The following is an 18,473-nucleotide window of genomic DNA, read 5'->3' as shown; positions in this document are numbered from 1 at the left end:
TTTATTTTAAAAACCCCGATGCCCTTCCTACACTTGAGCTTCCAAACCTGTTCTTGATATGATCCATTGTCTGATACAGGGAGATCATTTCTTCCGTGTCTTCGAAAAGATCCATTTGATGAAGCCCATGCACCAGCCCGGTAAATCTGACACCGATCAATCGGATCCTCATTCTTCTGGTATAGACCTTCTTGAACAATTCAAGGACATATCTGAGAAGGGTATGGTCCGCAGAAGTATAGGGTATCCTGCATTGTTTGGTCTCCGTATCGAAATTGGAATATCTGATCTTCACGGAAACGGTTGAGGTCAGCCACTTTTCCTGCCTCAGCTGATAAGCCAGTTTTTCCACCATACCCGATAGAATGCTTCTGATCTTCAGTATATCGATCGTATCCTGAGCAAATGTATCCTCCGTGGAGATCGACTTTCTTTCAGAGTAGGGGATTACAGGGGTTTCATCGATGCCATGGGCTTTCTTCCAAAGTACCATTCCATTCTTTCCGACCAGTTCTTGTAGTACGTCAATGGGCATTTCAGAAAGGGTCTTTATGGTCTTGACACCCAGTCGTGAAAACAGGTTGAATGTTTCAGGTCCGACCATCGGAATCTTTTTGATGGACAGCGGATTTAAAAAATTTTGGATATTGGCCTCTTTCACTTCAAATCTTCCGGTGGGTTTGGATTCTCCGGTTCCGATCTTGGAGACCGTCTTATTCGTAGATAAAGCAAAACTGATCGGCAAACCGGTATTTTTTGTTACGGCGTCGACGATCTCATTGGTCCACTGAAAGCAGCCGAAGAACTTGTCCATTCCTGAAAGGTCAAGATAAAATTCATCGATACTGGCCTTCTCCAACACCGGTACTTTTTCCTGAATGACCTCTGTCACCAGATGCGACATATTTGAATAGTGTTCCATATCGCCCTTGATCACTTTTGCTTTAGGACATAACCTCAAAGCCATCTTAATGGGCATTGCCGAACGAACCCCGAAATACCTTGCTTCGTAGGAGCAGGATGCCACCACACCACGATCCCCACCTCCGATGATCACAGGCTGTTTCTCCAATACAGAGTTTTTCAGCCGCTCACAGGAGACAAAAAAGGTGTCAAGGTCCATATGTGCAATTGCTCTTTCCATTTGACAAAATTAGATACATTATGTATCTTTTTTATTATATTTGCAGATACAAATTGTATCAATGTCAATATTTTCAGAAAACATCAGGCTTCTAAGGCATAAGAAAAATTTATCTCAACAGAGCTTTGCAGAAAGTCTAGGGATGAGTAGAGTGCGGTATTCAAAATACGAGGACGGGCGTTCAGAGGCACCTTACGAGATCCTGATCCGGATCTCCAAATTCTTCAATGTGAGCATCGATCTGCTGCTGACTTTGGATATCAGCAAATACCCGGTGGACAATATGATGAAGCTACCGGAGAACAGGGTGGTATTGCCGATCACCGTAGATTCTGAGGGGGAGAATTTTATCGAGATTGTACCACAGAAAGCATCGATGGGTTATCTGAAAGGTTTCAGCGATGCAGATTATATTGATAAGCTTTCCCGAATGAAACTTCCCTTTTTGAAGAATGGAAAATACAGGGCTTTTCTGGCGGATGGTGATTCGATGCCTCCTTTTGCAGACGGCTCCTATATTATAGGCGAATACATAGAACAATTGACCGACCTGAAACCCGGCAAGGAATATATTTTCGTCACTTCAGAAGGCATCACTTACAAGACATTGGTCAAGCAGACGAAAAAGTCGGTTGTCGTCTCGGCCGATAATACATTTTATGAGCCTTACGAGATCCCTCTTGAAAATGTTTTTGAGGTATGGAAATATGTGCGTGGGATCCTTCCGGAAAATTATAAACCTGGAAAGACCAACGAGACCTACATCAATACCGTGTTGCAGGAACTTAAAACCAGTATCAAAGAACTGGATGACAAAGTCTCTTCCATTAAATAATTTTTATCAATCAATATTCCGATGCAGCTAAGTTTATTTGACACAGAAGAATTTTACGAATTTCCAAAAGATCTTTTGGAATACAAAGAAAATTTCCTGAGCACTGAAGAGGCAGATCGGTTAAAAGATCATCTGCTTCAAACAGCACCATGGGAACAGCGTACTCAGAAGATGTATGATAAGACCGTCATAACACCACGACTGACCGCCTGGTATGGTGATGACAAAAAATCTTACCAATCGGCTGATAATAATACATCAGATACCAATCCCTGGACTTCGGAGTTGCTGGCATTAAAAGAAAGAATTGAAAAAGAATTCGGTTATAGGTTCAATGGGGTTCTATTAAATCTCTATCGGGACAACAATGATTCAGTAGCCTGGCACAGGGATAAGGAAAGCAGGTATGGAAAGCGTCCTGTTATTGCGTCCATTAGCCTTGGGCAGACCAGAAACTTTGATTTCAGAAAAAAAGACCATCATCAGAGCAAATACAGCCTACCACTCCCAAACGGTTCACTGCTCATTATGAAGGGTGACCTTCAGGAAAACTGGGAACACCGGATCGCTAAATCTACAATACCCATGAAGGAACGAATTAATTTGACCTTCCGATTGATCAATGAACTATAATATCAAAAAAAAATAAAATACTAGTTATGTCTATTTCTTACTACGATTTTAAAAATCTGCCCATGCGATCTCAATACGAATTGGCCTTGGCCGAAGGAAGGGTCATCAGTGAAACCTCTAAGGATGGACTAAAGTTTGTATTGTATGAACTGTAAAGTTTTTCAGTTGAGATCGTACATAAGACCATCAATAACAAGATAGAAGGTCTTAGCGTCTTTCAAAATAAAGGAACTCTGTGACACATAAAATAATTTTTATTTGTCTTCGTCTCAAAAAAGTGTGATTTGGATCACATTAAAATAGTGACTTAGATCCTGTGTTCAAAACACAGATAAATTCCAACTTTGTAGTAATACATTAAATAGATATAAATGAGCAAAAAAGTTTTATTCGTGCTTACGAGTCACGATGAATTAGGAAATACAGGTCAGAAGACCGGATTCTGGACTGAGGAATTAGCAGCGCCATATTATGCATTGTCTGATAAAGGGGTTGAAATTACATTGGCCTCTCCAAAAGGGGGTCAACCACCAATTGATCCGAAAAGTGAAGACCCTTCATCTCAAACGGATGCAACACGTAGAATGGATAATGATGAGGTTTTAAAGGAAAAATTAAAAAACACCCACAAATTATCCGAAGTCAAAAGTGAAGACTTTGATGCGGTATTCTATCCTGGTGGTCACGGTCCTTTATGGGATCTGGCTGAAGACAAGGTTTCACAAGACCTTATAGTTGATTTTTATACCAACGGTAAGCCTGTAGCATTTGTATGCCACGCTCCCGGGGTTTTGAAGGATGTGAAAATAGATGGTGAGTATCTGGTAAAGGATAAAAATGTTACCGGATTCACCAATACCGAAGAAGAGGCAGTACAGTTAACGGATGTTGTTCCGTTTCTGGTTGAAGATATGCTGAAACAGAATGGCGGATCATATAGTAAAATTGAAGATTGGGCTCCTTACGCTGTGGTTGACGGAAGACTGATCACAGGACAAAATCCTGCATCTTCAGAAAAGGTGGCTGAGGAACTTTTGAAGCTGATTTAGTTTTTTTCAAAGGATCAGACCTTGATGTTCGACTGTAAAATAATTTCATTCTTTTTAGGAAACATTAAGATAATCAGGTCTTTTTTAAAATACAATTAACACCAATGAAGATTTTAAAATGTATTTAGTTTACATAATTTTGCAAAGGAAATACTTGTAAAAAGGTTTTCATGGTTATTAGTTTTTATCCCCATATTATTTGGGGATTTTTTTATTTCTAAAGCAACTAAAATGTTGTAATAGTTGAAGCCAAAAGTTAGAAAGCGACATACGTTCTATATTCTTTTAAAGTATAGGTAATTGTTGCATTCAATTTAAAAGCTCACCTTTTCAGGATATGTAAACACGGCTATTTTATTTAAGTTCAATTAGCAATACCTTTGCTTATCAAGCTTTTTTAAAACGACAGTCAATCACATGGACGATCAAGATGTCACATATCCGGTCTATTCACCAGCCTCAGTCATTGGGATCTTCAGCAATGCCCTGAAGCTCAATGCCACGGTCAATCTGATCTATCTTAAAGGCAGATATGCTTTTGGTGGCGGTAAATCATATGGAAACTATTATTATGACCTTCTGTTCTCAGAAGGTGATCACACTTCGATAGGGATTCGTATTTCTTCATTACTCAGGAGTAAAATCACGAATAATGAGATCTACACACTCAGGGGGTTCATTGAGAAAAACATTAAAAATTCTTCGATAGAGCTTCGTTTTGTGGTTGATGAGATCATTCAGCAGGAAGAAAAATCCATCTCCGAAGAAGAGCTGGAAAGGTATGGGCTGATCCAGAAAAAACTGGAGACAGGATCAAAAGACCTTGAGACCTTGATCAGGGATAAGATGCTCAAAGATGAAAAGGTCAGGGTCGCTAACATTTATGGAAATAATGCGATTGTCCAGAAGGATTTTTTCGAAGGACTGGATGTTTCAAGAAAGTATTTTGATATTTCAGATCACAGCTGTAATATCACTTCCTCCACCGCGATCATTTCCAAACTGAAAGAAATTTCAGCTTTGGATTATGACATTGTTGCCTTGGTCAGGGGAGGAGGTGACCGACAGAGTATGGAAACCTTCAATGACCTGAACTTATCCGAATTATTCATCACAATGAAACCGGTTACTGTGACGGCCATCGGCCATACGGTAGATGAGACCTTATTGGATAAGCTGGCTGACAAGCGTTTTCATTTGCCCCACGATTATGGTGCTGGATTGCATGCCATTGCTGAAAAATTATCCCATGAACGATCCAATTCAAGGGCTCTTCTCATAGATGAGGTCAAAAAAGATGTCACCAAGCAGTTTTCGGAACAGGTAGAAACTTTAGAAAAACAGCTGAAGAAGAAAAATGACGAGTTCACTGAAGCCCAAAAAACATACAAAGAACAGAGTGAGGCACATAATAAGACCTTTTCAGATCAGCTTAAGGTGAGGAATGAAGAGTTTCAGAAACTTCAGTCTACTTCAACTAAACAGTTGGAAGATCTTCAGAAGAATTTCCAGGAGCAGCAGAAACAGCGCCAGGCTGAAATGGAGAGCTACAAAAGGGAAATCGCTGTTCTGCACGAAAAGAACATCCAGTCTGCCATCAATGAAAGTACAGCTTCTTTAAAGGTTAATCTGGAAACTCTTAAGCAGGAAAATGTCAGGCTTAATCAGGAAGTCCAAAGTAGTAAAACCGATCATACGAAGATTATCATTGCATTTCTAGTGGCTTTGGTTATAGGATTTATTCTTGCAAAATTTATATAGCATAAAAGAGCAGGTTTTAACCTGTTCTGCGGATTAATATATGAGACTCTATTTAATACGTCTCATTGGGAAGTAACGCCGTTCTTCCTTTCCATTCCTAAGTCCTGAAATCTCAGCCTTCAAAGAGTCTTCACTAATCTTTTTGTAAGAGATGACCTGTGGGAAATCGTGCATTTTATTTTCAAACACCAAATGGGTTTCAGAAAATCTCTTTCCCTCGAAACGGATTGGAGTACCTTCATTCTGATCCTTAACAGCCGGAATATAAAAAAGTTTGCCTTGCTCGTGAACCAATCGTATGCTCTCAAATAAGATAGTATCCTTATTCTTGATCACATAACTTTTACCGACAAGTTCATTTCCATCGCCTTTTTTCCAGGTTTCATAAATATTACCTTTCGAAGTTTTATGTTCCCAGGTTCCGACCAGCCATTCTATTTTTTTGATATTGCTTGGATTTTTTACGGTACAGGTACAAAGCGTTAGCAGTGCAGCAACCATAGAAAAAAATATTCTTTTTGTCATCGTTTTTGTTTTATTGATGGCGTTTACTACAATTCTCTTTGCCTTGTCATCAGATCACGATGCGAAGTTGCAATATCCCCTGTAAACAAAATTGTAAAAACGCGACACGATCAATCTCCGATAAAAAAAGAGGTCATTTTCAGATTCTTTCCGTAGAATTCTTTTGGGGTAATGCCAACAAGTTCTTTGAAATCTTTGATGAAGTGAGCCTGATCATAATAATTATTCTCATGGGCCAGAGCCGTAAGGTTAGCAGATTCCTTCGTCAACAGCATCTTAAGTGCAGACTGCAGACGAATGGTCTTCGACAGTTGTTTTGGGCTTAAACCTACGGCCAAATAAAATTTACGCTCCAATTGCCTGCGGTTGATGTGGATCTGGCTGGAAAGTTCATTAATGGAAAGTTGTCCGTTACCCGTTAAAATGGTCTCAACAGTCGATCTCACAATATGATCTATAGTTTCTAAGCGTCTCAGACTGTTCAGTAAAAATATTTCGACCAAATTGATCCTTTCCTGCACCGAATTCGTATTTAATATTTTCTCCTCCAGATCTTTCCCATTCTGTCCGAAGAGTTTTTCCAATGAAATGGCTGTGTTTTCCATTTCCTTGATGGATAGGAAAGCAAAAGGTAAAAAACCATAGGGATGAAAGCGGACAGAGAAAATACCCGTCCTTTCGGTAGGTTCTATTTCAAGTGGTCTTGTCAGCTGACCGATGACAAAGCATCTGGGTTGGATCATACTTTTTCCTCTGCCGATGTACTGCTTATAAAGATCACCATAATGAAAGATCATCTCCATACATCCATCTGGAACAACGGATTGCTTTTCCCGTTGTTCATCTACTGAACTTTCCAGTGTCCAATAGCATTTGACAAGTACCTCCAATTCCTGATCAGGCTCAAATGTCTGGTAATTCATTGGTTTTTAATTTTCAATAAAAATAAAAAAAATCATCTAAACAAGATTTAAAGATATCGAATAAAAGCCCCATAACCATTATATTTGCCGTCCAATTAATTTTAAATTATCACAGTATGAAAGAACTAATCGAAAAGATCAACGCAGAATTTGAAGCATTTTCTGCTGAAGCAAATCAGCAATCTGAAAAAGGGAACAAGGCTGCCGGGACAAGAGCAAGAAAATCTGCGCTTGAACTCAGCAAATTATTTAAAGACTTCAGAAAAGTTTCTGTTGAGGAATCAAAGAAATAAGAATGTTACGATACTGATCCCTGCAAATTTTGCGGGGATCTTTTATTGAACCTTATTTTTAGGAATTTCAAGACGTTAACAAATTTATTGTTGTAAACTAAATCATTCCATTAACCAGAACACATAGATGTACAAATTCTAATGAGATACTACAATTTATTAAGATGCTGTTCCGCACAATCATGTAGAATTTTATCAATCTCGATATCAATCTCATTTGAAATATCACTCGTCCTACTGAATCCAATTCTGCCTGTCCCGCTTTGTCCAAATGTGATTATATAGGAATCATTCAGATCAATATTTTGTTCAGAAAGAAAGTCTTTATACTTCTCATTGAGTTCCGCAATTCTAATTTCAACACATTCTGTAAATTTCTCAGCAGCACTTCCAAAAAGCTGTTCTGTCAATCCCATCTTATTTTTATTTTATAGTAAATATCGATCTTTTACCAAAAATATTCATTTCAAAAACTTAAAATCTTTTCGGTACTACGAAAAGGTAGTGATTTTATGTGATGTGCAATTTCCAACTTTACCCCAATAAAAAGTTGATCAACTGTTCAAATCATTATTAACATCAAAAAATCACCGTTATGAATACCGAAAGAACAGAATTTATCGCATGGATGGAAAGAATCATGGAGCGATTTGACATCCTTAAAGAACAAGTTTCATCCAGCCAATCCCGGTTTATAGAGATCGACGGCGAGGTGCTTCTTGACAATCAGGACGTATTGCAACTCTTAAAGATCAGTTCAAGATCACTGCAACGCTACCGCACCGATAAGAAACTGCCATACTATACCATCAGTGGTAAGCTTTATTACAAACTGTCGGACGTCCATCAGCTCATCAGAGAATGTCTAAGTGCATAATGAAGTAAGACAGAAGCTGCCAAAGAAGTAGACAAAGGTCCAAATCAAAACAGTCACCACTAACCCCTCTATCTTCATCGCACAAAATATCTGCTATGGAAAAGAAGGTACAGAATGCAACCAATGAAACGAATAAAATCAAGCCAGTGTCCGATACATTGCTTGTCCTGAACATCAACACCAATGCTGTCGAGATGGTCAAAGGCATAGACGAGGAAGGAAACCTTCAAAAGATCCCTCCTGATGAGAAAAAGGACAATGACCAGTTGATCAGGGTCGACAAGCACGGTGATCTCTTCTCCAACTTCTTTTCCAATTTCTACCGGCAGCTTAAAAACCCTTCGCATTTCAATTTCTTCAAGGTCTCGGAATACGATGCGGTCAACATAGCAAAAGACCTACAGCAGTATGTGGATCAGGCATCGCCTGAAGAAAAGGAAAAGCTTAAGGAATATGAAATTTTACCAAAGAATACTAACCCATTAAAAAATCAGAATACAATGGAAAACAACACAGACAATCAGGAATACCGTTTTCAGCCGGAACAGATCGACTGGAAGACGATGGAGAAATTCGGGCTGAACCAGGAAAAGCTTGAAAAGATGAATGCTATGGATCCTCTGCTCAGAGGTTTCAAGACCAATAATTTAATTCCTATTACCATCAATCTGGGAACAGCGGTCAGCAAGATGGATGTCCGTCTATCACTCCAGACCGCAGACAACGGAGAGGTTGCCGTGAATCTGCACGGCATTCGCAAAGAGCCTAACTACAATCTTAAGTTCCTCGGTCACGAGTTCACCGACGAAGACAAGAAAAACCTGAAAGAAAGCGGAAACATGGGCAGGGTCGTCGATCTTGTCAACCCCAAGACCGATGAGATCATCTCATCAGTCATCAGCCGTGACCGACTGACCAATGAATTGGTTGCGTACAGGGCAGAGTATATGAAGATCCCGGATGAGATCAAGGGCATCAAGCTGGATGATCACCAGAAGCAGACCTTACTCGAAGGTAAGCCGCTTTATCTGGAAGGAATGACCTCCAAAAAAGGAGAACTGTTTGATGCTACTGTACAGTTCAACGCTGACAAACGCTATGTTGAATTTATATTCAACAACAACCAAAACCAGCAGCAAGGACAACGACAGAACCCATCCAATCAGCAAGCTCAAAACAAAGATGGGGAAGCACCAAGAGTTTTCCGAGGAAAAGAACTGGATGATGCGCAATACGACAAATTCAAAGCAGGGCAGACGGTCTATGTTGATGGATTGGTGGACGGCAAAGGAAAAGCATACCAAGGCTATATCACTTTCAATCAAGACACCTCGAAAACCGAGTTTTCCTTTATCAACCCCAATAAGCTCAAAGAAAAAGCCCAGCCTTCAGAAGACCATAAGACCCAAAAGGCGGTCAATTCCGATGGCAAGACGAATGAGGCCACCAAGAACATCAAAGAACCGTTGGAGTCTAAACAGCAGCAGCCTGCCAATAAAAAGCAGGAAGCCCAGCAGAAGAAACCGGTCAGATCCAAAGGACGCAAGATGTAATGAATCACTGACAATTACAATCACAAATACAATTTTAATCACAATAAATCCAATCCTATGAAAGCCATCATCGCAGAAAAGCCAAGTGTTGCACGAGAGATCGCACAATTGTTAAATGCCAACGAAAGAAAAGACGGTTACCTGGAAGGTAACGCGTACTGCGTGACCTGGGCATTAGGACATCTGGTGTCTTTGGGAATGCCGGAAGATCATGGTATAAGAGGTTTTGACAAAGCCTCTTTGCCTATCTTTCCCGATCCATTCCTAGTGGTCCCAAGAACCATAAAGAAGCAGAACCAAAAAGGCTATCAGCCTGATCCTTCTGCACTCAAACAATTAAAGATCATACAAAATGTCATCAAACGATGCGACAGTATCATCGTTGCTACCGATGCAGGAAGGGAAGGTGAGTTGATCTTCCGATACATCTACCACTACCTCCAATGTAACAAACCGTTTGAAAGATTGTGGATCAGTTCTCTTACTGAAAAGGCCATCCAGGACGGCTTCAAAAAACTCCAGTCAGGCTCAGCCTTCGACGGTTTGTACGATGCTGCAAAGGCCAGAAGCGAAGCCGACTGGCTGGTCGGGATCAATGCCACTCAGGCATTGAGCATTGCTGCTAACCAGGATGTATATTCCTTAGGCAGGGTACAGACCCCGACACTGGCTTTGATCTGCAAAAGATTTGAAGACCATCAAAATTTCAAACAGAGGAAATACTTCCAGATCCAGTTAAAGCACCGAAAAGAATACCTGGATTTCACCAGCCAATCCACCGAACAGTGGGAAGACAAGAAGCAGACAGAACAGATCCTAAGATCCATAGAGCGAGAGGGCAGGGCTACTGTTGAGGATGTCACTGTCAATACTGTAAAAGAACAATCGCCCTTACTTTATGACCTGACCGAACTTCAAAAGGAAGCCAACCGAAAATTAGGTCTGTCGGCCGATGAGGTCTTGCAGACCGCACAGTCACTTTACGAAAAGAGATTCATCACGTATCCACGAACCGGAAGCAAATACATTCCTGAAGACCTCTGGGCGGAAATCCCAGAGCTGGTAAGAATCTTAAACACAACCGATCAATTCAAACCCGCCATTTCAACCCTCAAATTCGGCAACTTCAACAAGCGAATGGTGAATGATCTCAAGGTGACCGACCATCACGGACTGTTGTTCACTACAAAAATACCATCCGCAATCACCGCAACAGAGAAGGCCATCTACGATATGATCGCCTACCGTTTAATGGAATCCCTTTCAGAGCATTGCTCCAAGCAGGTCAGTCATATCACGATCAAAGTTCATCACTATGACTTCAGCATCAAAGGATCAAAAATACTGACCAAAGGCTGGCGAGCCATCAAAGGGGTTCTTTCAGACCACAACAATAATGTCGAAGAAATGCTCATAGATCTCCCAGAACTGAAGATCGGGGACGAACTCAAAATTTCACAAACTGATCTGAAAGAAAAAACGACCCAACCGCCCAAACTGTACAGTGAGGCAGATTTGTTGTCAGCGATGGAAAATGCAGGAAGATCGATCAAAGATAAAGAACAACAGAAAGCCATTTCAAATATCGGGATCGGTACACCCGCAACCAGAGCCTCCATCATTGAAACTCTGCTCAGCAGAAACTACATCATCCGAAAAAGCAAGGCTCTAGTACCCACCGAAAAAGGACTAAAGGTTTACGGTCTAGTCAAAAACCAAAAGATAGCCAATGTGCAAATGACCGCAGAGTGGGAGATGGCATTGGACAAGATCGAGAAAGGCGAGCTCAATTCAAAACAATTCATCACCGACATCAAAGACTACACAAGAGAGATCACCAAAGAACTATTGTCACTATCCATCCTGCAAGAAAATATCCCCCAGCTCAAATGCCCAAAATGCCAGCAGCACAACCTCATCATCAAAGATAAAATTGTAAAATGTCCTGATGAACAATGCAACTGGATACAGTTCCGGAATGTTTGCGGCGTGCAGCTCAGCTTACAGCAGATCATTTCGCTCATCAACAACAGAAAAACCCCGCTTATCAAAAATATGAAGGCCAAGAACGGCAAAAAGTTCAGCGCCTATCTAGTTTTGAAAGATGACCACAAAACCATATTTGAATTCCCAGACCAATGAATTTATCCTTAAAATTAGTATCTTAGAAATAAAAAACTATGAAAGTGTTTTTATGTTATAAACATTCATCAGTAGAGATCAAATGGGATCTCCCATTCCTTCCCCGTATCGGAGAATATATTTCAATTACTGAACTTTTATCGGAGAAAGAATCCAAAAAGCTGGGAGCCAAAAATGATTATCTAAAAATCATTAACATCTCTTGGTTTCTGAATAAAAATAGCAGAAAGTCTTCTGTAGAAATTCTGCTTGAGTAATTCTTAAATATGGCTAATTATGACTTTAAATCCAATCGATTAATTATTTACTTATCACTTTATTGAAGATTTTTCTGTCTTGCAGCTTCAATTTTATCAATTAATTTATTAAGTTCATTATATGTTTCTGTGTAAGACGTGATAATTACTGCGTTAACTATAGCTACCTCTCTGTTTTTTTCAACATCTTCGTACTCGATTATCGTCTGTCTGCTTGGATAGTAAAGCATTAATTCTCCGTGTGTATATTTATTTCTATCCATAATAAAATTATAAAATGTTTTTGTAAGCGATTTAATATCGTATTCATCAGAAATATCTTTTATCCAATCTATTTTATTTGATTGTAGAATGTCACTAAATAGGTTTCGATGTCCCATAAAATCTAGTTTTTTGTACCTTTCCTCATATTTGTCAAAAATACCTTTAAGTTCTGCAATGTTTTTTAATTGTAGATGAAGTGCTTTTAATTTTGAAAATAAATTTTCAGCAAGCTGAGAACACGATCCCATTTGTATCTTAACTTGACTAATAGCAGCAACACTTTCTTTTCCAAAGAGTGCCTGTCCATCGATTGGCAGCTTAAAACGTCCATCTTCGCTTTTCTCCGACATTAAAATTAGTACGGCATGATTAACAGGCATTTCAATACCTAATTTGTTTTCAGTATACATTTGATGAGAGATTTTTGCCGTCATATCTTCTTTTTCAAATTTAATTACATGAGGACTTAGTAATGATAGAACTTTCATTTTTTAATTTTAAGATTATTGAATAGTTTTTATTGTTCTTGAAATCTTATTTCAAAATTTTTATATATAGCTTTAAATTTTTTATTAGATAATATGTCTTCACCTATTTCAAAAGCAAATAAGTTACCGAGGTCTTTTATTCGACGCTGGCTGTTGCTAAGCGTATCGGTTACAAATAGGATCTTATAATATTCTTTAGCTATCTGTGCCTTCTCTATTTCTTTTCTCGTTATTTCAAAACTTTCAAAACTGTCAGATTTCCCCTTCACTTCAACATAAAACTTATTTCCATCGTCATCCAAATATTCTATATCGTATCCCAATCCATCCTGACCTTCAGGATTATAACCATGATGCGTCTTATAGATCTTACTTGCAAATTTGGAAACCCAATTAACTGTTTTATATAAACTTTTTAGTTTATCATACACCACCATTTCAGCAACTAAGCCTATGGTTATTTTAATTTGGTCGTTTATACTTCCATCAAAACGATTTCCAGATGTGTTACCGTTTTTTCCAGCGTTGATTTGATTATCAATTTCTGAGGTCGAAATTGATTCAATGTGCAAACCGTCTGGATTACAGAAACTTTTTAAATAATCTTCTAATTCCGAGTCATTTTTTGACTCATCATTCTCATTTACTCTCAACCAATCTTTAAAAAGGCTAATAAGTTTTTGTGTCTTAGTAAAATATAATAAGCTTCTTTTGCTGTTGTCTGAAAGAAATAAGTCTAAATTTTTTGTGTTTAATCCTGTAGATATTATCTCATTTTCTAAAATGATAAAATTATTTTTATATATAAACGCAGAATCGAAGGTGGAACTGTAGTTTTTTAAATTATCTACTGTAATTTCAATATAAGAAAATTTGTTTTTTATAAACTCAATAAAATATACTTCGACATCTAAACTTAATATATTTAAAGAAATACAAAAGTCGCTTATATCCTTATATGAATCCAGTAGGTTTTGGTATTTTTCCTGATCATCATCGCTCTTAACAAGCAAATATGTATACAAAATTTCATTAAACGAATTTTCAAATTTATTTTTAATACCTATTAATCTTTTTGAATAAAATTCTCTAAAGTCAATCTTTGGAAATAAAAATTTGTTAAGATCTACCAATTTGATTTTTAATTGTATTAGCAATTTGGTCAGTAATTCAATATTTAAGGGATTGCTTGTAAAACTAAAGTTGAAATTATTATTAAAACTTATTATATTTTTTTCATCAACACCCAGTATATTACTAATCTCAGATACGTCGATTTCTTGACAAATAAAAATACCCTCCCTATTCTCTCTACCGGTTGCAGAAAGAATTGCGTCCCAAAATTTTTGAATTTTAGTGAATTCGATAGTATTCAGCTTGTCTCTTATTTCGGAAATTCTCTCAGGTAGTATATCATAGTCCTTTAAATAATCCATTTTATCAAGTGCGTTAAGATATCGAAGTAAATCAGAACTATATTTGCGGGTATCTCTTCCTAACATATTCAAAAAGACTTCAGTGATTGCTTCAGCCATCTGCTTGTTGGTATTTATATCGCTAGATTTTGAGAGATAAATACTATAATCCTTTTCCGTATCAACATAATGGTTGACAATTATTACCACAGGCTCAGAATCAGCAACCGAAACCTTAACTGAGACTAAACTTTTTTCAAATACTTTTATTGATTTAACCTCTTCGATATAATCATTCATTAAAGTATCTAGTGTGCATTCTAAAATTGCTATTGCCTCTGGTAAATATTTGAAATAGTTAACTAATAGAGCAGAATTGATATCGTCACCATTTATTAATTCTTTTTGAATTGAATTTGAAAATCTCTTTCCAATTTTTGCTGCAATTTTTCCAAACGTATTCCTATCCCTATTTGTAAATTGTGGTTGTATTTTCTTCTTTATTGTAGAGGGAAGAATTTCGTAATTTGGTTTATTGTCAAGGTAGTATATCCTTGACGCTCTTTCCCATAAGCTTTCTTTCGTGATCTCATCTACACCTAAAAAATATTGATTTTTAAGGCTCTTTATTTCGTCGAACTGATTATTGATATAATAAAAATCAACTATTTTTCCAAGAATTCTATTATAGAAATCTGTAAATTCCTTTTCTTGTGGGGTCTCTCTTTCATATTTAATATAAATATAGTGTAATAAATCATTAAAATTTTGAAGATCATCCGCATCAAGATGGATCAATCCTAAAGCCTGTATAAAGTTCTTTTTTACATCGAAACTTATAGGTAAAAGTTTTAAGTATTTAGAAATTACCTGATTATGAGGCTGTGTAAAATCTAAATATTTAATTCCAATCAACTCATTGATGGAATATGGGATGTCTTCACCTTGAAAATATATCCAGGCATCAGTACTCAGGGATTCAGTAAATGAGGTGATTGGAAGGATTTTATCTTTAGATGCATTTCTGTAATAACTGTTCCCATTATGATACTGTAAACTTGGGAATAATTCATTTTTTATAAATTCTTCGTATAACGTCCAGTTTTCTATGACAGAATTACTAAACCAATGATTATATTTGATAGGAATGTCCAGAACCCTGTCGTTTTTTGTATAAAATGGTCTGCTGGTCAATCCGCATTGATCTTCGATTTTTTTATCGCGTAATTCACTTGTTGCGACAGTCAAATTTTTTTCAGAAATATAAACAGCAGGAATATCCCAGATGCCAAATATTTTTGAAAAATCATTTACTTCAATATTTTCGGACTCATCACCAAGCCACTGAAAAATACTCAAGTCTGCGAAGTTTCCCGAAGGATACAGTTCCCGAAGCTTTTCATTATCAAAATAAATGGGATTATATATTGGAGAAAGCCATTTTCTGCTTCCTTGAATTGGAAATAAAATCTTTTCCCTAACATCTAATTGAGATTTTACATCAAAAGGATATAAGTTGTAAAGAGTGTTTAATATATCTGATTTAGGAACATTTGATGTGTCAAAAAGCTTTAAAATTCTCCTTATTAGTTCGTAGGTATTAAATTCCGTGATACCAGTTCTACTTCGCCCTTCTCTAAAATCTTTTATCTTGATGCTTTTATGTATAAAATGTATGTGTTTTTTTATGCTTGCTGGTAACTCAATTCTATTTCTTCCGCCACCATAAAATACATCTTCATTACTTGATACTAATCTCCAGCTATCTGTCAACAAAACATTTTTACCAGTTAAATCTAATTCAGAATGTTCACCCACATAATTATAAAGATTTTGAAAAAATTTGATTTTCCGCTCCTTAGCTTGTTTTCTGCATTCATTTTCAATTTTCTCTTCAATATCTTTATAACTCAAATATGGTACGTCAAATTCTGTTCTAAGCCAGCTAATCGTATCTTCATCGTCACTAAAAATGAGTTGCTTTCCAGCAAATTTTCGATCAGGAAAAAGACCTTTGTCGAAGCCATCTGTAACCATTACCTCAGATGGTAAATAGTACTTTTTCGCAATGCTGTCATAGATGAATTTTTGATTTTTTAATCCGTCTACAACTGTATTATATAATAAATCGATTTTTGCATCTTTATTTCTTTTAAAACACAATATTTTATTAGTATTACTCCTACTATTTTTTAAGCTACTAAGCATTTCACTTACTATGAAATTACCTATTTCTGTCAGAAGAAAATTATTTACAGCAGAATCTCTAAGCGAAGTTCTTTCCGGATTTACAATAAAGTAGCTGTGTATTATAAATCTAAAACCAGAGCTGATCTCTAATGGGTAAAATAGGAATAATTTAGCGTCCCTAACAATGGTGATTTGTCCCAAACGATTAACTTCTAAAACTATATTAATATCAAGTCCTGATCTTTTACCGAAAACATCTTTTTCTTTACCATCTAAGGTTTCTAAAACATCTTCGGGAATATAAATTGGCTTTGAAGGGGTAAAATATTTATATTTAAAATTTAAAGAATCATTAGTCTGAATCTCAATCAGATTTTTCGAGGGATTTTTTTGTATTGAATAACTTATGTCTCTACTATTAGACAGAAATTTTAGATATTTTATATGACCTAAAAGTATCAGCTGTTGTGGCTGTATCTCAACAAATGCGTCAGCGATATCAGTCTCAGTAATATTTTCTTTCAAAGGAAGGTGAATTCTTGTGACAATACCTTGAGATTTTTCTTGATTAGATACCTTTTCGGAATCATAATGTGGGAAGTAGAATAGAGGCGTTTTATTTAGGGTTAGTTTTTTGTCGGTATATCTATTAAGTGTTGTTATCTTGTCAAAATAAACTGTACCATGATGCGTTATGATTCTTGGCTTCTCCGTAACTTCCTGAATGGACTTGAAACCAATTCCTTTAAAACCAATATAATCCTGGCTTTCTTTGGTGCTTTGTCCTATTGTTGTAATTCCCTCGATTCCTTTAGCGCTAAATTCAGCACCAGTGTTTGATATCGACAAGATATTATTGGCTAATTCTATCAATATCTCCCCATCTTGATCAATCTCTTTGTTGGCATCTCTGACGTTTTGTATTAGTTCAAAAAAATAGCGTCCTTCATATGCTTGTTGTAAATACTTTTCTGCTTCTGCTATTGCTCCTAAGCCTCTTAGAGGTGTTCGTTCGCTATCATTATATAGTTCCTCAACAATATTTTTTAAATCCATTTAGTTTTGTTATTATCAGTTTTTTAGAGAAATTACTCTATTTAGAACATTAACTTTAATCATTTAAATTTTAAGGCACTGAATATTTGTTTAAAATCCTCATCATAAAAATTTATTTTAAAAGAAGTTCGTTCATTTTTATTATTTTTATCTAACATAAATTGGGTTGCTTCAATGTATTTAGATTCGATCCCTTCAATTTTTCTGTTGTAAAATTGATCACCGAATACTTTATTTTCACAATTAAATATTAACAAATTGGTGATTTTCATGTAGCACAACTCTGGGTTTTCTTCAATGAAGAATTCATCAAAATAATCTTTAACTTTGACTTCATCAATCTTTTCATAACCCATCATTAAAATATTTCCTTGTTGATATGGAAAAATACTAATAAACATTTCGGTATATCGATCTAATTTTCTTCCTAATTCTGCTTCAGCTTTGTCAGTTTCTTCTGTAGTATCATACGTAAAGAATGTAGAAACACATAAAGCAATTCGTGGAATATCCCTTTTTTTAAAAACGAAATGTTCAGTATTTTGCTCTAAATCCAGTATTATTTTTTGTTCTATTCTTTTCAGATCCGAAATGGCCAATTTTCCATCTTCAATATCTCTTATTAAATCCTCTTTGTCAAATAAATCAGAATTCGTATCTAAAATTAACTCACGAGTTTCTACAAACAGCATTTTCTTATAAATCTCATCGTATAAAACTCTGAGTGTGAATAGAAGCATTGTTCTGTATTTCGTAAAATCAATGTCAGTCGTTTCTATTTCTTTAAAAAGTTCAGTATCATGATGATTACAAAAACAATTAAACGCAAATGCCTTTTTTAAGCCAAGTCTTTTAAATTCTAATTCATCTTTTTGATGATTATTACGAAAAGTCCACAGATGGCTATCAGTAGATATTTTGTCTAAAATACCTTTTCGTTGAAGAATGTGCGAATTAATTGATTTCTCATTGCAACCTGGATAAAAGCATTTTTTAATTTTCTTCTTAGCAGCAGTCCTAGAATTTACGATGATTCTTAATTTCTGAAAATTTAGTTTTGCGTTCATA

The 18,473-nt window shown here is 36.5% G+C and carries 16 protein-coding genes and 1 pseudogene; 10 read left to right on the top strand and 7 right to left on the bottom strand.

Annotated elements, in window-relative coordinates:
- Position 1: 1 nt before the first annotated feature.
- Positions 2-1,144, bottom strand: coding sequence for a DNA polymerase IV (gene dinB / locus FDY99_RS02195; protein ID WP_102980713.1), 1,143 nt, complete (start codon positions 1,142-1,144; stop codon positions 2-4).
- 61 nt (positions 1,145-1,205) lie between these two features.
- Here dinB and FDY99_RS23265 point away from each other — a divergent pair.
- The 5 genes and pseudogenes from FDY99_RS23265 to FDY99_RS02175 form a co-directional block, all read left to right on the top strand.
- Positions 1,206-1,388: pseudogene (locus FDY99_RS23265) on the top strand (helix-turn-helix domain-containing protein); the annotation flags it as partial.
- A gap of 39 nt (positions 1,389-1,427) precedes the next feature.
- Complete coding sequence (locus tag FDY99_RS02190; RefSeq protein ID WP_228448920.1) at positions 1,428-1,979, top strand: S24 family peptidase; 552 nt, start codon at positions 1,428-1,430, stop codon at positions 1,977-1,979.
- Between the two features lie 21 nt (positions 1,980-2,000).
- Entirely contained in the window at positions 2,001-2,612 is a 612-nt protein-coding gene (locus FDY99_RS02185) for an alpha-ketoglutarate-dependent dioxygenase AlkB family protein (RefSeq protein ID WP_123856283.1), read from the top strand.
- 371 nt (positions 2,613-2,983) lie between these two features.
- On the top strand, positions 2,984-3,661 hold the full coding sequence (locus tag FDY99_RS02180) for a type 1 glutamine amidotransferase domain-containing protein (protein ID WP_139418889.1): 678 nt from the start codon (positions 2,984-2,986) through the stop codon (positions 3,659-3,661).
- A gap of 417 nt (positions 3,662-4,078) precedes the next feature.
- Positions 4,079-5,422, top strand: coding sequence for an exodeoxyribonuclease VII large subunit (locus FDY99_RS02175; protein WP_130867350.1), 1,344 nt, complete (start codon positions 4,079-4,081; stop codon positions 5,420-5,422).
- A 48-nt stretch (positions 5,423-5,470) separates the two neighbouring features.
- On the opposite strand, the gene FDY99_RS02170 is transcribed toward FDY99_RS02175, so the two are convergent.
- Together FDY99_RS02170 and FDY99_RS02165 are read right to left on the bottom strand one after the other, a co-directional pair.
- Positions 5,471-5,947, bottom strand: a complete 477-nt coding sequence (locus tag FDY99_RS02170; protein WP_130867349.1) for a DUF6265 family protein — start codon at positions 5,945-5,947, stop codon at positions 5,471-5,473.
- 110 nt (positions 5,948-6,057) lie between these two features.
- Complete coding sequence (locus FDY99_RS02165) at positions 6,058-6,870, bottom strand: helix-turn-helix transcriptional regulator (RefSeq protein WP_130867348.1); 813 nt, start codon at positions 6,868-6,870, stop codon at positions 6,058-6,060.
- Between the two features lie 116 nt (positions 6,871-6,986).
- On the opposite strand from FDY99_RS02165, the gene FDY99_RS02160 reads away from it, so the two are divergent.
- A complete protein-coding gene (locus FDY99_RS02160) occupies positions 6,987-7,163 on the top strand; it encodes a histone H1 (protein ID WP_055983569.1) in 177 nt (58 codons plus the stop codon).
- Between the two features lie 149 nt (positions 7,164-7,312).
- Here the strand turns inward: FDY99_RS02160 and FDY99_RS02155 are convergent, their stop codons facing one another.
- On the bottom strand, positions 7,313-7,579 hold the full coding sequence (locus FDY99_RS02155) for a hypothetical protein (protein ID WP_130867347.1): 267 nt from the start codon (positions 7,577-7,579) through the stop codon (positions 7,313-7,315).
- Between the two features lie 179 nt (positions 7,580-7,758).
- Here FDY99_RS02155 and FDY99_RS02150 point away from each other — a divergent pair, with 179 nt between their 5' ends.
- The 4 genes from FDY99_RS02150 (at position 7,759) to FDY99_RS02135 (ending at position 11,992) form a co-directional block, all read left to right on the top strand.
- Positions 7,759-8,040: a helix-turn-helix domain-containing protein gene (locus tag FDY99_RS02150; RefSeq protein ID WP_130867346.1), complete on the top strand. Its 282-nt coding sequence runs from the start codon at positions 7,759-7,761 to the stop codon at positions 8,038-8,040.
- 95 nt (positions 8,041-8,135) lie between these two features.
- On the top strand, positions 8,136-9,593 hold the full coding sequence (locus tag FDY99_RS02145; protein ID WP_139418888.1) for a DUF3945 domain-containing protein: 1,458 nt from the start codon (positions 8,136-8,138) through the stop codon (positions 9,591-9,593).
- Between the two features lie 57 nt (positions 9,594-9,650).
- On the top strand, positions 9,651-11,735 hold the full coding sequence (locus tag FDY99_RS02140) for a type IA DNA topoisomerase (RefSeq protein ID WP_139418887.1): 2,085 nt from the start codon (positions 9,651-9,653) through the stop codon (positions 11,733-11,735).
- Positions 11,736-11,773: 38 nt separating this feature from the next.
- On the top strand, positions 11,774-11,992 hold the full coding sequence (locus tag FDY99_RS02135; RefSeq protein ID WP_139418886.1) for a hypothetical protein: 219 nt from the start codon (positions 11,774-11,776) through the stop codon (positions 11,990-11,992).
- Between the two features lie 59 nt (positions 11,993-12,051).
- On the opposite strand, the gene FDY99_RS02130 is transcribed toward FDY99_RS02135, so the two are convergent.
- From FDY99_RS02130 to FDY99_RS02120, 3 genes are read right to left on the bottom strand one after another with little or no spacing between them, the layout of a single operon-like run.
- Entirely contained in the window at positions 12,052-12,744 is a 693-nt protein-coding gene (locus FDY99_RS02130) for a hypothetical protein (protein ID WP_139418885.1), read from the bottom strand.
- A 29-nt stretch (positions 12,745-12,773) separates the two neighbouring features.
- Complete coding sequence (locus FDY99_RS02125) at positions 12,774-17,405, bottom strand: DUF3883 domain-containing protein (protein ID WP_139418884.1); 4,632 nt, start codon at positions 17,403-17,405, stop codon at positions 12,774-12,776.
- 59 nt (positions 17,406-17,464) lie between these two features.
- The gene (locus FDY99_RS02120; RefSeq protein ID WP_139418883.1) at positions 17,465-18,472 is read right to left on the bottom strand and encodes a hypothetical protein; all 1,008 of its coding nucleotides are present in this window, start codon (positions 18,470-18,472) and stop codon (positions 17,465-17,467) included.
- Position 18,473 lies beyond the last annotated feature (1 nt).

The sequence above is a fragment of the Chryseobacterium mulctrae genome (genome assembly GCF_006175945.1).
GTDB lineage: Bacteria > Bacteroidota > Bacteroidia > Flavobacteriales > Weeksellaceae > Chryseobacterium > Chryseobacterium mulctrae.
This window is presented reverse-complemented; position numbering and strand designations above follow the sequence as displayed.